We start from the raw sequence: 12753 nt of genomic DNA, 5'->3' as shown, positions 1-12753 counted from the left end.
AGGCGCGCGGTTTCCGCGGGCGTCAAGCGGCGGCTTCGAACCTGATCGGCCTTGCGCCTTCCCAGAGGATCGCGCGGCCGAGGGCGGCCAGCCGGTCCAGCCCTTCGATGATCGTGCCGAAGTGATTGCCGGCCAGCTGCCCTGCCTTGCTGGCGAAGCGGGTCGGGCCGTAGGCGATCAGGATCTCGGTCTCGCTGATCCCGCCCGGATAGAGCACCACCTGGCCCGGCGCCGGATAGCTGGTGGCGTTCTCAGGCCCCAGCCCCAGGTCGCGCTCGCCCATCGGGATCCAGCACGCCTCGCCGCTCCAGCGCACATGGATGATGCGGTCCTGGAATGGCAGCAGGCTCTGGAAGCGCGCGCAGGTCAGCGGCGCGGCCTGATGCTCGAAGCGGGCCGGGAAGCGCTCGTCGCCGATGGTGATGATCAGATTGCTCACAAGGCCAATCTCGCTGGAGTTCCGCCGGCTGTCACCCTGCCAGCGTTATCATGCTGCGCCGCACTAGCGCTTTCCGTAACGGTCCCCTAGGGTGCCGGCCGAAATTCAAACTACTGTTTGACGTGAAGGGAAACCTGCGCATGCGCGATGTCGTCGTCGTCTCCTACGCCCGCACCGGCATGGCCAAGTCCATCCGCGGCGGATTCAACAACACCCACGGCGCGACCATGGCCGGCCACGCCATCCAGCACGCCATCGCCCGCGCCGGCATCGACGCCGCCGAGGTCGAGGACGTGGTGCTGGGCGCGGCCCAGCCGGAGGGCGCCACCGGCCACAACGTCGCCCGCAACGCCGCCATCTGGGCCGGCTGCCCGGTGACCACTTCGGGCACCACCATCAACCGCTTCTGCTCCTCAGGCCTGCAGGCCATCGCCACCGCCTCGCACTACATCAAGAACGAAGGCGCCACGGTGGCCATCGGCGGCGGGGTCGAGTCGATCTCGCTGGTGCAGATGGGCGGGCACATGAACACCTATCGCTTCACCGAAGAGAAGCTGATGCAGATCCGCCCGGACCTGTGGATGGCGATGATCGAGACCGCCGACATCGTCGCCGAGCGCTACAAGGTCAGCCGCGAGGCCCAGGACGAATACGCCCTGGAATCCCAGCGCCGCATGGCCGCCAGCCAGCAGGCCGGCCTGTACAAGGACGAGATCGTTCCCCTGGCGACCAAGATGAAGAAGGTCGACAAGGCCACCGGCCAGGAGAGCATCGTCGACTATGTGGTCGACCGCGACGAGTGCAACCGCCCCGACACCACCCTGGAAGGCCTGCAGAGCCTTAACCCGGTGCGTGGCCCCGGCAACTATGTGACCGCCGGCAACGCCTCGCAGCTCTCGGACGGCGCCGCCGCCGTGGTGCTGATGGAGGCCAAGGAGGCCGAGAAGCGCGGCCTGAAGCCGCTCGGCCTGTTCAAGGGCTTCGCCGTCGCCGGCTGCGCGCCCGACGAGATGGGCATCGGCCCGGTGTTCGCCGTGCCGCGCCTTCTGGAGCGCCACGGCCTGAAGGTCGACGACATCGACCTGTGGGAGCTGAACGAAGCCTTCGCCTCGCAATGCCTCTACAGCCGCGACAAGCTGGGCATCGATCCGGCCAAGTACAACGTCAACGGCGGCTCGATCTCGATCGGCCACCCCTATGGCATGACCGGCGCCCGCTGCACCGGCCACGTGCTGATGGAAGGCCGGCGCCGCGGCGCCAAGCACGCCGTGGTGACCATGTGCATCGGCGGCGGCATGGGTGCTGCCGGCCTGTTCGAAGTCCTCTGATATCGTCAAACTGCTGACCTTACGGCCGGAATCGCCATCGCGGTTCCGGCCGTTCTGCATTTCAGCCACAGGTTATCCACCGCCCAGGCGCCCCCTGCGCGGAATCGCGCAGGCGACGGCCAAGCTTTCTTGTGCACTATCAGCTTGGCCGTGATCATAGCGCCCCGGGGAGAGGCGCGGACTTCGCGGCCCCGGTGAATCGGCGCGCGGCGCCAGGCTTTTTAGTGCTCTTGGTGGCGGATGAACGACGAACCCCTGAAGGGGCGCGACTTGGACGTTGATTGCGATACTCCGGACCCGCGCCTGAGCAGCGCCGATCCGGCCGGCGGCTTGGCCGACGGTCCGGAAGCCCCCTATGCCGAGGCGCTCGCCCTGGCTCACCAGCGGCTGGCCGCCCTCGAGGCCGCCCTCGCCGACGAGCGGCGTGAGCGCCGCCGCGCCGAGGAGGCCCTGTGGCAGGCCCAGCGGCACCAGGCGGTCGGGCGCCTGGCCAGCGGCGTCGCGCACCACTTCAGCAACCTTTTGACCGCTATCGTCGGCAATCTGGAGCTGGTGCGCCGCGAGCACACCGCCGATGCGTCCCTGACCCGCAAACTGGACCGCGCCAGCGAGGCGGCCCGCCGCGCGGTCAAGCTGACCCGCCAGTTGCTGACCTTCTCCGGCCGCCAACTGGTGCGGGCCGAGCTGTTCGACCCGAGCAAGGGCCTCGTCGAATTGATCGCCCTCCTCAGCGGCTCGCTGCGCGGCGAGATCGAGGTCGTCACCGAGGTCCCCGCCGGCCTCTGGAGCGTGCGGGTCGACGCGGGGGAGCTGGAGTTGGCCCTGCTGAACCTCGCCATCAACGCCGGCGACGCCATGGGCGGCGCGGGCCGCCTGAAGATCGCCGCCCGCAACCAGACCCTGCGCGACGACCGCCTTGAGCTCGACGGCGACTATCTGGTGATCGAGGTCGCCGACAGCGGCCCAGGCATCCCGCCCGACATCCTGCCCCGGGTGTTCGACCCGTTCTTCACCACCAAGGCCGCCGGCGTCGGCAGCGGGCTGGGCCTCAGCCAGGTGCTCGGCTTCGCCCACCAGTCCAAGGGCGCGGTGGACGTGGCCGAGACCCCGGGCGGCGGGGCGACCTTCCGCATCTATCTGCCGGCAGCGCGCGCCATCGCCGCCGATCCGCCCCCCGCCCGCACCCAGGCCGAGGTGGTGCTGGTGGCCGAGGACGACGCCGACCTGGCCGAGATCACCGCCTCCATGCTGGAGAGCCTCGGCTTCGGGGTTCGCGTCGCCTATCGCGCGCCGGCCGTGCTGGACATGATCGGCCAGGGCGAGCGCATCGATCTGGTGCTGTGCGGCGCGGCCCTCGGCGGCGGCACGGGCGGGCTGGAGCTGGCGCGGGAGGTGCGCGCCGCCCATCCTGGACTGCCGGTGCTCCTGACCTGCGATAACCGCGCGGTCTCGGAGGCCGCCGAGCAGGAGGGCCTGCCCGCGCTGCCCCGGCCCTACCGCGCCGGCGACCTCTATCGCCGCATGACCGCGCTGATGAGCGGAGGGGCTTGATAGCCCGGCTGCAACCGGCCGGCCGGCGCGGCCGCGCCTGCCGGCGCTTGCACAATTTCTAATGATGCCAGGCGCGCCCAACCTTGCTTAGAGTGCGGCAAATCTGTCCGCACTCAACCGCGAGCGAGCGCCATGACCGCCAGCCAAGAGCTTCCCAACTACCGCGCCGAGCGCTTCAAGCGCGCCGGGCGCGGCAAGATCTATGACAGCATCATCGACACCATCGGCGACACCCCGCTGATCCGCCTGCCCCGGCTTTCAGCAGAACTGAAGCCCAAGGGCGAGGTGCTGGCCAAGCTCGAGTTCTTCAATCCCCTGTCCAGCGTCAAGGACCGCATCGGCGCCTCGATGATCGAGGCCATGGAGGCCGCGGGGCAGCTGCAGCCGGGCTCGACCATCATCGAGCCCACCAGCGGCAATACCGGCATCGCGCTCGCCTTCGTCGCGGCGGCCAAGGGCTATCCGCTGATCCTGGTCATGCCCGAGAGCATGTCGCTGGAACGGCGCAAGATGCTGACCCTCCTGGGCGCGCGGCTGGAGCTGACCCCGGCCGAGAAGGGCATGCGCGGCGCGGTCGGCCGGGCCCAGGAGCTCCTGGCCGAGATTCCCGGCTCGGTCATGCCGCAGCAGTTCGAGAACCGCGCCAACCCCATGGTGCACAGGGTCTCGACCGCCGAGGAGATCTGGAACGACACGAACGGCAAGGTCGACGCCATCATCTCCGGCGTCGGCACCGGCGGCACCATCAGCGGCGTCGGCCAGGTGCTGAAGGCGCGCAAGCCCGAGCTGAAGATGATCGCCCTGGAGCCGGAGACCTCGGCCGTGCTCTCCGGCGGCCAGCCCGGCCCGCACAAGATCCAGGGCATCGGCGCCGGCTTCGTGCCCGGCAATGTCGACCGCGGGGTGATCGACGAGGTGATGACCGTCTCCAACGACGAAAGCTTCGAGATGGCCCGCCGCGCGGCCCGCACCGAGGGCCTGCCGGTCGGCATCTCGTCCGGGGCGGCGCTGTCGGCCGCCTTCCGCCTCGCGTCGCAGGACGCCTGGGCCGGCAAGACCATCGTCGCCATCATCCCCAGCTTCGCCGAGCGCTACCTGTCGACCGCCCTGTTCGACGGGCTGTGAACACCGACGTGTTCTCGCCGGCCAAGCGGTCGGCGGTGATGGCCAAGGTCAAGGGACGCGACACCCGGCCGGAGCTGATCGTGCGCAGGCTGCTCTGGCGGCTGGGCGCCCGCTATCGCCTGCATCGCAAGGATCTGCCGGGCTCGCCGGACATCGTACTGCCGGGCCGGCGGCTGGTCGTTTTCGTGCACGGCTGCTTCTGGCACGGCCACGACTGCGCCCGCGGCGCGCGGGTGCCGAAAGCCAACCGCGACTACTGGCTCGCCAAGGTCGCGCGCAACAGGGCGCGGGATGTGCAGACGCGCAAGAAGCTCGAAGCCGCTGGCTGGCGGGTCGAGGTGGTATGGGAGTGCGAACTGAAGGCTGCAGCCGCTCTGGAAGCGCGGCTGCGAAGCCTGCTTACTCCGCCGCGTCCTGCTTCTTGATCCCCATGGCCTCCAGGATTTCGGGCCGGATGTTCTCGGTGCCCTTTTCCTGGATGTGCTGGGCGACGCGCATGCCGACCGCCATCCGCGCATGGCCGATGAAGGTCTCGCGGTTGTCGCGGGCCCAGTTCAACGAGACCTCGCGGTTGTCGTTGAGGTTCTGGAACCTGGGGAACACGAACCGCGCCATCAGCTCGTAAGAGCGCTTCTTGCGGTCCCAGTCGGCCCAGTTGTGGTCCATGAACATGAAGCAGCCGAAGCCGCCGGACTGGGCCTTCAGCCGCTCGATCTGGGCCGCGGCGTCGTCGGGCGTGCCGATCACCGCCATGCCAGAGGCGATCAGCTGGTCGATCATGTCGCCCTCGCCGTCGGCCACCAGCGGCAGGGCCGCGACCTCGCGGAAGTAGTAGACCCACTGTTCCAGGCCATGAGCGCAGTCGGCGCGGGCCTGCTCGCGGGTCTCGGCGATGTGCATGGGACCGACCAGGCGCCAGCCGGAGCGGTCCATCACATTGCCATGCTCCTTGGCCTTCTCCTCGGCGATCGCCCAGTTGGAGGACAGGGCGTTGAATCCGCCGGCCGAGGTGGCGCCGATCGAGAGCATGGAAAGGCCATGCCGCCCGGCCGCGGTGGCGCCCGTGGGCGAGACCTGGCTGGCCACGGCGATCTCGACGGAGGGCCGAGACCAGGGCGTCATCTGTAGCCGCGCTTCGCTGAGCTCGTACCAGTCGGTCTTGTTGGTCACCGTCTCGCCGCGCAGCAGCTTGACGATATCGGCCAGGGCCTCGTCCATGCGGTCGCGCTGGGCGGCCACGGGGATGCCCATCATGAAGGCGTCGGAGGGCAGGCTGCCCGGGCCGCAGCCCAGCATCACCCGCCCACGGGTGATGTGATCCAGCTGGTTGATGCGGTCGGCCAGCATCAGGGGGTGGTGATAGGGCAGAGACGAGACGCCGGTGCCGAGGCGGATGGTCCTGGTGCGCTCGGCCGCGGTGGCGATGAACAGCTCCGGGCTGGCGATCAGCTCGTAGCCCGCCGAATGGTGCTCGCCGATCCAGGCCTCGTCATAGCCCAGCTGGTCCATGAAGGTGACCAGGTCCAGGTCCCGCTGAAGGGCCAGGGTCGGGTTCTCCGACAACGGATGGAACGGCGCGATGAACGAGCCGAAACGCAACTTGGGCCCCAGCATATAGGACGCTCCCTCTTATAGGTTATCGTTGATACCCTAGAGGGCGCGCGGCAGCGGCGCAATCTCAGGCGCGCCCACTCCAGGGATATTCCACCTGCAGGGCGACGAAGCCGGCGGTGGGGCGGCCATAGCGGCGGGCGATGGCGGCCAGGGCCGTATCCAGGCTGGCCGCCGGGCGCTCGTCCGACAGGGGCGGCAGCATCAGGTCCAGGCGCCCGCCGTCGCCGGTGCGGTCGACGATCAGCTCCAGCCCGTAGGCCAGGCGCACCGTCCCGCTCTTGCCGACCGTGACACAGCGGCTGCGATAGGTGCGCGACCAGGCGTCGGCGGTGAAGGCCAGGGCCAGCTCGTCCTGGCCCGGCGCAACGGGCAGGCCTACCGTCTCGTGGCCCCAGAAGGCGCCGATATTGCCGAGGGCCAGGCCGACATCGCCCTTGGTCAGGCGGAAGGCGGCGCTGTCGTGCCGCTCGTCCGTTCCCGGCGCGCCCAGGCTGGCCGCCAGGCTCTGCGCCCGCTCCGGCCCGGCGATCGCCTCGACCAGGGCCAGCGACATGGGCAGGGAGGCGGTGACGCCGGTGGTGGTGACCACGCCCCGGTCGGCGACATAGCGGCGGTCCCGCTGCCAGGTCGCGCTGGGGTGGGCCTTGCGCAAGCCCTCGATCTCGGCCCAGTGGCTGGTGAAGCGGCGATGGTCGATCAGGCCCGCCGCGGCCACGGTCGCCCCGCCCGCGCAGACCCCGATCACCGTGGCGCCGCCTGCAGCCTGCTTGCGCAGCCAGGGCAGCAGGGCGGGCGTGTCGCGGCGATGCTGGGCCGGCACGATCACATAGTCAGGGCCGTCCGGATGGGCGGCGTCGAAGGCGGCGAGCGTTGCGGTCGGCTGGATGCGCAGGGCCGGCATCAGCTGGATCGGCGCCGCCTCGGGCGCCAGCACGGCCACATCCGCCAGGCCCGAGCGCGACAGGACGTTGAACGGGATCATAAGGTCGGTGGTCTCGGCCCCGACATTGTCGGCGACGATCGCCACCAGGGGCCGGGCGCGCTTGGGCGGGCGCATCAGGGCGATGGTGCGGGCGTGCTCGTCCGGGCTGATCGCCGCCGTGCCGGCCGCCGGCCCCGCCACGGCGATCGCCACAGCTCCGCCCACGCCCGCCATGATAAATCCGCGCCGATCCATGGCCCTCGCCTCCTGCTGCTTGACCGGGGCCGAAGCTAGGCGAGGTGCGGTTTGGCGGAAATGTCAGATAAACCTCGAAATCCGCCAATGCGCTGGAGGCGGTCTCAGCCCCCTGCGCCGCGCAGCCGCCCGGCCACCGGATGCGAGGAGGACAGGCCGCCGTCGACCACGATCGCCTGGCCGTTGACGTAGGACGCGTCGTCCGAGGCCAGGAACAGGGCCGCGCCGGCGATCTCCTCCGGCACGCCGTAGCGCTGCAGGGGATTGAGCTGGCCGATCCGGTCTTCGGTGCCGCGCTCGCGGGCGCGGTCGAAGATCGGCTTGGTCATGCCGGTCTCGATCAGGCCGGGGCAGATGGCGTTGACGCGCACGCCGGTGCCGGTCAGCTGCTGGGCGGTGGTCTGCACCAGGTTGATCACCCCCGCCTTGCTGGCGCTGTAGGGGATGCCGCCGGCGCCCGAGCGCAATCCGGCCACCGAGGCGGTGCAGATGATCGAGCCCTTGCCCTTGGGGATCATGGCCTGGGCCGCGTGCTTGATGGCCAGGAACGGGCCGATCAGGTTGATGCGGAGGAGGTCGGTCCAGTGCTCGGCGGTCAGCTCGAACAGGGGGGTGTAGCCGCCGCTGACCCCGGCGTTGGCGTAGCAGATGTCCAGCCCACCATAGTCCGCCACCGCCCTGGCCACCGCGCCCTGCACGTCGCCCTCCAGCCCGGCATCGCCGGTCAGGCCGACCGCCGTCCCGCCGGCGGCGCGGATCGCCTCCACCGTCTCGTGCACCGCCTCGACCCGGTCGAAGCAGACCACCTTGGCCCCTTCCGCGGCGTAGATCCTCGAGGTCGCCCGGCCGATGCCGCTGCCGGCGCCGGTCACCAGCGCCACCCGATCCTGCAATCGTCCCATGAAACCTCTCCCTGTTCGCGGCCGGCGCGGGTCTGCGCCCGTCAGGGAGGATTTAAACGCTTGTTTTAATCTTGGCGAGAGGTCATCGCGACGCCCGCGACGCCACCCCGGCTATGGCGTCGGCGATCCGGTCGTAAAGGGCGGCGGGCAGGTCGTGGCCCATGCCGGGGATCTCGACCAGTTCGGCGCCCCTGATGTTGGCGGCGGTGTCGCGGCCGCCTTCGATCGGGACCAGGGGATCGTCGGTCCCGTGGAGAACCAGGGTCGGCGCGGTGATGGTCGCAAGCTTCGCCCGCCGGTCGCCGGTGGCGGTGACCGCCGCCATCTGCCGGCCGAAACCGGTGGGATTGTAGCTGCGCCGGACCGCCGCCAGGGCGCTGGCGCGCAGGTCCGCTTCCGGGGTCGGATAGGCGGGGCTGCCGATCACCCGCGAGGAGCGCACGGAATGGGCCAGAAACGCCTCCTCGTCCTCGAACGGCGAGGGTGGGCGGTTGTTCAGCGTGTCCATCGCCTCCTGCCTGGCCGGCGGCAGGGCGTGATTGCCGGTCGTGGACATGATCGAGGTCAGGGACAGGGTGCGGCCCGGATAGTCCGCGGCGACCAACTGTGCGATCATGCCGCCCATGGAAACCCCGACGATGTGGGCGGCGCTGATATCCAGCGCGTCCAGCACCCCGGCGGCGTCGGCGGCCATGTCCTCCAGCCTGTAGGGCACGTTCGGCTTTTCGCCCCGCCGCAGCGAGGCCACCACGTCGGCGATCGCCGGCACGCCAGCTTCGTTGAACGCGGTCGAGAGGCCCACGTCGCGATTGTCGAAGCTGATCACGAAGAAGCCGCGGTCGACCAGGGCCTGCAGGAACGCTGGGGTCCAGCGGATCATCTGCATGCCGAGGCCGCAGATCAGCAGCAGCGGCGGGTCGGTCTCGGACCCGTGCGTGTCGTATTCGATGATGATCCCGTTCGCACGCGTCTGCGCCATGGTCTGCCCCTCCCCATTTCTGCTTTGAACCCTATGACGCGATTGAATGCGGATCGCCCCGACATTTCAACCGCTCACCCCGGCGAATGCCGGGGCCCAGATCCTAAGGCGCTGGCGCCGATCCAGCGGGTCATGCGGGAACATGCTCAGGCCGGAGCTTTATGATCTGGTTCCCGGCATTCGCCGGGATGAGCGGAGTTGAGAGCTGCGCGCCTCGCGCTCTACTCATCAATGGGCGCCGCCTTGCGCGCGCCAAGCTTGAAGGCGAACCCTGCCGCCAGGGCCGCGGCGGCCATCAGGCCGAGCGTAGTCTTGGGCTTCATCTGGGCGGTGGCGTAGAGGCTGGTCTCGCGCACCCCGGGCTGGAAGGATCGCTCGCGCAGGTCGCGGCCGGCGTGGTGCAGGTTGTCGATCCGCGCCGGGTCCGGCGCCTTGGCGATGCGCGCGTTCAGCCGCGCGCCGATGGCCAGCAACGGGTCGGTTAGGGCCGGCGCGACCTGGCTGGCCAGGGCCAGGAGCCGTCCGCCGGAGCCCACGGTCAGCTCCCGCGTCCTGTGCTCGGCGGCGTAGAGGATCGCCTGGGCCACCAGGGGCGTCGCATAGATCCCTGCCGGATGGGCGATCGGCGCGCCGGTCAGGTTGCGAGCGTTGTCCTTGCCCGGCGTGTCGGCGCCCGAGGGCTTGATCAGGGTCACCGAGACCGGGGCATGGGCGGCCATCAGCTCGGTGCGCAGGGCGTCGGTGAAGCCCTTGACCGCATGCTTGGAGGCGAAGAAGGCGGCCTGCAGCGGCAGGGCCACGTCGCCGGCCCCGACATTGATCAGGGCGCCGCCGCCGGCCTGGTTCTGGAACTGGTCGATCGCCGCCAGCGAGCCATAGACCACACCCCAATAGTTGGTGTCGAACAGCCGCCGCTGGTCGTCCAGCGAGGTCTGCTCGGCGGGGCCGACGATGGTCACCCCGGCGTTGTTGACCCAGGTGTCGAAGCCGCCGAAGCGGCTGACCGCCACCGCCGCGATGGCGCGCACGTCGGCTTCACGCCCGACATCGGCGGCGACGAAGGCCACCTCGGCGCCCTTGGACGACAGGTCCTCGGCCACCGCCTTCAGCGCATCCTCGTTGCGCGCCGCCAGGACCAGGGCCGCGCCCCGCGCCGCCGCCGCCCGGGCGGTCGAGAGGCCGATGCCGGAAGTAGCGCCGGTGATGACGATCACCTGCTTGGCCAAGGGCTTGAGCCGCAGGTGGCTGGGGTGACGCCGCATCATCGCACTACTCCGGGGCCAGGGCTTTACGCCCTCACTAAATCAGCACTCGCCCTGCGGTAACCAAGGATGGATCAATTTCCAAGGCGAAACGGCGCGGCCCCGGCGCTCGGCGCGCCCAGCCACGTGCAGCGATAACTATCATGGTCAGTCAGCGGTTCACCAAGCCGGGTCACAATCGCGGCCATCTTCACGCGGAGTATGGCGATGACCCGCTTGTCCGTCTCGTACCCTCAGGCGCCCGAACGGCGCGATCCCCTGGCCGTCCGGGCCTTCCGCCTGGTCTGGTCGCTCACCTGCTGGACAGCGGTGGCGACGATCGCCGTCACCCTGTTGGCGGCGCTGGAGCGGTAGCAGCTTCCGCTTTCAGTGACAGATCGGCAGGGCGAAGGCGCGGACCTTGCCGGGCAGGCGCAGGGCCGCGCGGGTCGCCTCGTGCACCGAGGGATAGAGCCGGGCGTCACGCTCGACCGTGGACCAGTTGTTCCCCTGGCCATCGCGGGCCAGGTACTCGAAACCTTGATAACGCCTGCGGGCGACGACAGCGACCAGCGTCATGGAGCACCTCCGGCTTCAGGCGCCGAGGATTCCCGTTTTGGTTCGGCGCATCCCATGCCGTTCAAGCCTTGTGCCGTAGAAGCCCGCGGTTGCACCTTGCTCCTCAGGGGGCCACCCTCGCGGTCGGATACGGAAAGGATCCGGCCATGTCGCCCCTGACCCTGTACCTCGCCCGCTTCTTCGGCCTCGCCTGCCTGCTGATGTGCGTCCTACTGGCCCTGCGGGCCAAGTCGGCGCTGCAGGCGATCGACGAGATGATCTCGAACCGGGGCCTGATGCTCCTGACCGGGATCGTCACCCTGATCGCCGGCGCAGCCTGCGTCGTCGGCCACAACGTCTGGTCCGGCGGCCCGCTTCCGATCGCCGTCACCCTGCTGGGCTGGCTGACCCTGATCAAGGGCGCGGCCATAGTCGCGGTCCCGCCGGCGGTGCTGCGCAAGACCTACAAGGCCCTGCACTACCCGCAGAACTTCCGCGTCGTCATGGCCTTCGCCGCAGCCCTGAGCGCCTGGCTGGCGGTGGCGGCGTTCGAGGCGTGAGGGGTCGCGCCTTAGAGTGCTGGCGATACGCGCCTCAGCCCGCCATCACCGCCTGCATGCCTTCAGTCCGCGCCCGCACGTCAGGCGCGGCCAGGCAGTCGGCCACGGCCTCATACCCTGGGGCGCCGGGATAGGGCGCGACCAGAAACGGCGGGGCATGATTGGCCGGGCAATAGAGAATGGCCTCGTCGGGACCGACGGCGTCTAGGTCCAGGATCGCGCTCGAACGGGTCATCAGGAACAGCGGGCGCGCGCCAGGGCCGCGGCGGCGCAATCCGGCGATCAAGGCCTGCTGCGTCGCCTCGTCCAGTCCCTGCTCCACCATATCGACGACAAAGACCGCCGGGACCTCATCTTCCAGACCGCACAACAGGGCGACCAGAGCATCAGAAACGGTGGCGCCATCCTCCGCCAGCCAGGTCAGATGGGCCTCGACCCGCGCCTTGAGGGCCGCATCGCTCGCCATCAGAGCGCGCACCGCCTCGACACCGCCTGCAGCGCGATCGAGGCCGAGGAAGGCCGCACCCGGTGATATTTCGGCGATGCGCTGCGCCAGCCGGGTTTTCCCGCAACCGAGCGGCCCAGTGATGAAGGTGATCGGGCGGACGCCACGCAGTTCGAACCGTTCCCCGCCCCACGGCCAGGGCAGGTCGAACGCGACCGTGGTCTCGCCCTCCCGCCGCGTGAGTTCTACCAGGGCGTCGGCGGCGGGCGCCTGGCCTTGCAGCAGCTCGCTCCTCAAGCCGCGGACCCTTTCGGCGGTACGGGCGAGTTCGCGTATCCTGTGCTCGAGCGACGCTTGGTGCGCCGCCAGCGCCGGCTCCAGCTCAGCGGCGTCGCCGGCCAGTGTGCGCGCCACCTGAGCCAGGCTCAGCCCCAAAGCTCGCAGGGCCACAACCTCGCCGGCCCGCGCCATCTCGTCGGGCCCATAGACCCGCCATCCGGCCGCCGTGCGCCGCGGAACGATCAGGCCGCGCTTCTCATAGAGTCGCAAAGCCTTGGGGGAAACGCCGAGCCGCCGGGCGGCCTTGGATGGGTTCAGGTATTCGGCGGAAGCGCTCACGACTCACCCCTGTGTTGCGGAACGCGATCCTTATGGGGATCGGCCCCTGGGGCTGGGTCAAGGGGGCCGTTCAAGCGGTGCAGCGGCCCGGTCAAGCCTTGATTTCGCGGTTGCGTGCCCGCCTGCCGCCCCAAGCTAGTCAAGGCTGGCCCTTCGGGCGACCAGCGAAGTTGGCTGCGGCCTTGAGTAGCTTGGGGCGGCAGGCTTTGATCACCT

Annotated in this window: 14 protein-coding genes; 6 read left to right on the top strand and 8 right to left on the bottom strand. The window is 69.8% G+C overall.

Translation table 11 applies throughout. The features are described from left to right. Positions 1-22: 22 nt before the first annotated feature. Positions 23-439, bottom strand: coding sequence for a DUF3830 family protein (locus tag KCG34_RS21640; RefSeq protein WP_211937674.1), 417 nt, complete (start codon positions 437-439; stop codon positions 23-25). 140 nt (positions 440-579) lie between these two features. Between KCG34_RS21640 and KCG34_RS21635 the strand changes: the two genes are divergently transcribed. The 4 genes from KCG34_RS21635 (at position 580) to KCG34_RS21620 (ending at position 4868) form a co-directional block, all read left to right on the top strand. Then, a complete protein-coding gene (locus KCG34_RS21635) occupies positions 580-1767 on the top strand; it encodes an acetyl-CoA C-acyltransferase (RefSeq protein WP_211937673.1) in 1188 nt (395 codons plus the stop codon). 240 nt (positions 1768-2007) lie between these two features. Next, complete coding sequence (locus tag KCG34_RS21630) at positions 2008-3318, top strand: ATP-binding protein (protein WP_211937672.1); 1311 nt, start codon at positions 2008-2010, stop codon at positions 3316-3318. A 132-nt stretch (positions 3319-3450) separates the two neighbouring features. Next, entirely contained in the window at positions 3451-4443 is a 993-nt protein-coding gene (gene cysK / locus KCG34_RS21625) for a cysteine synthase A (RefSeq protein ID WP_211937671.1), read from the top strand. A gap of 38 nt (positions 4444-4481) precedes the next feature. After that, on the top strand, positions 4482-4868 hold the full coding sequence (locus tag KCG34_RS21620) for a very short patch repair endonuclease (RefSeq protein ID WP_249138362.1): 387 nt from the start codon (positions 4482-4484) through the stop codon (positions 4866-4868). On the opposite strand, the gene KCG34_RS21615 is transcribed toward KCG34_RS21620, so the two are convergent. The 5 genes from KCG34_RS21615 to KCG34_RS21595 form a co-directional block, all read right to left on the bottom strand. Beyond that, positions 4843-6057 (bottom strand): LLM class flavin-dependent oxidoreductase, encoded by a 1215-nt coding sequence (locus tag KCG34_RS21615; RefSeq protein ID WP_211937669.1) that lies wholly within the window; start codon positions 6055-6057, stop codon positions 4843-4845. The genes KCG34_RS21620 and KCG34_RS21615 overlap by 26 nt on opposite strands. A gap of 64 nt (positions 6058-6121) precedes the next feature. Further along, on the bottom strand, positions 6122-7234 hold the full coding sequence (locus KCG34_RS21610) for a DJ-1/PfpI family protein (protein ID WP_211937668.1): 1113 nt from the start codon (positions 7232-7234) through the stop codon (positions 6122-6124). Between the two features lie 104 nt (positions 7235-7338). Beyond that, positions 7339-8136: an SDR family NAD(P)-dependent oxidoreductase gene (locus KCG34_RS21605; RefSeq protein WP_211937667.1), complete on the bottom strand. Its 798-nt coding sequence runs from the start codon at positions 8134-8136 to the stop codon at positions 7339-7341. An 82-nt stretch (positions 8137-8218) separates the two neighbouring features. Beyond that, on the bottom strand, positions 8219-9115 hold the full coding sequence (locus KCG34_RS21600; protein WP_211937666.1) for an alpha/beta fold hydrolase: 897 nt from the start codon (positions 9113-9115) through the stop codon (positions 8219-8221). A 221-nt stretch (positions 9116-9336) separates the two neighbouring features. Then, positions 9337-10380, bottom strand: a complete 1044-nt coding sequence (locus KCG34_RS21595; protein ID WP_211937665.1) for an SDR family oxidoreductase — start codon at positions 10378-10380, stop codon at positions 9337-9339. A gap of 204 nt (positions 10381-10584) precedes the next feature. Between KCG34_RS21595 and KCG34_RS21590 the strand changes: the two genes are divergently transcribed. Then, positions 10585-10731 carry a hypothetical protein gene (locus KCG34_RS21590; protein WP_211937664.1) on the top strand — a complete coding sequence of 49 codons (147 nt, stop codon included), beginning with the start codon at positions 10585-10587 and terminating at the stop codon, positions 10729-10731. 12 nt (positions 10732-10743) lie between these two features. On the opposite strand, the gene KCG34_RS21585 is transcribed toward KCG34_RS21590, so the two are convergent. Beyond that, complete coding sequence (locus tag KCG34_RS21585) at positions 10744-10935, bottom strand: hypothetical protein (protein ID WP_211937663.1); 192 nt, start codon at positions 10933-10935, stop codon at positions 10744-10746. A gap of 146 nt (positions 10936-11081) precedes the next feature. On the opposite strand from KCG34_RS21585, the gene KCG34_RS21580 reads away from it, so the two are divergent. Then, complete coding sequence (locus KCG34_RS21580; protein WP_211937662.1) at positions 11082-11474, top strand: hypothetical protein; 393 nt, start codon at positions 11082-11084, stop codon at positions 11472-11474. Positions 11475-11508: 34 nt separating this feature from the next. Here the strand turns inward: KCG34_RS21580 and KCG34_RS21575 are convergent, their stop codons facing one another. Next, positions 11509-12537: a MerR family transcriptional regulator gene (locus tag KCG34_RS21575; protein WP_211937661.1), complete on the bottom strand. Its 1029-nt coding sequence runs from the start codon at positions 12535-12537 to the stop codon at positions 11509-11511. Positions 12538-12753: the final 216 nt, after the last annotated feature.

The organism is Phenylobacterium montanum, assembly GCF_018135625.1.
GTDB lineage: Bacteria > Pseudomonadota > Alphaproteobacteria > Caulobacterales > Caulobacteraceae > Poindextera > Poindextera montana.
Note: the sequence above shows the minus strand (reverse complement) of the source record. Positions and strands in the feature narration are given on the sequence as shown.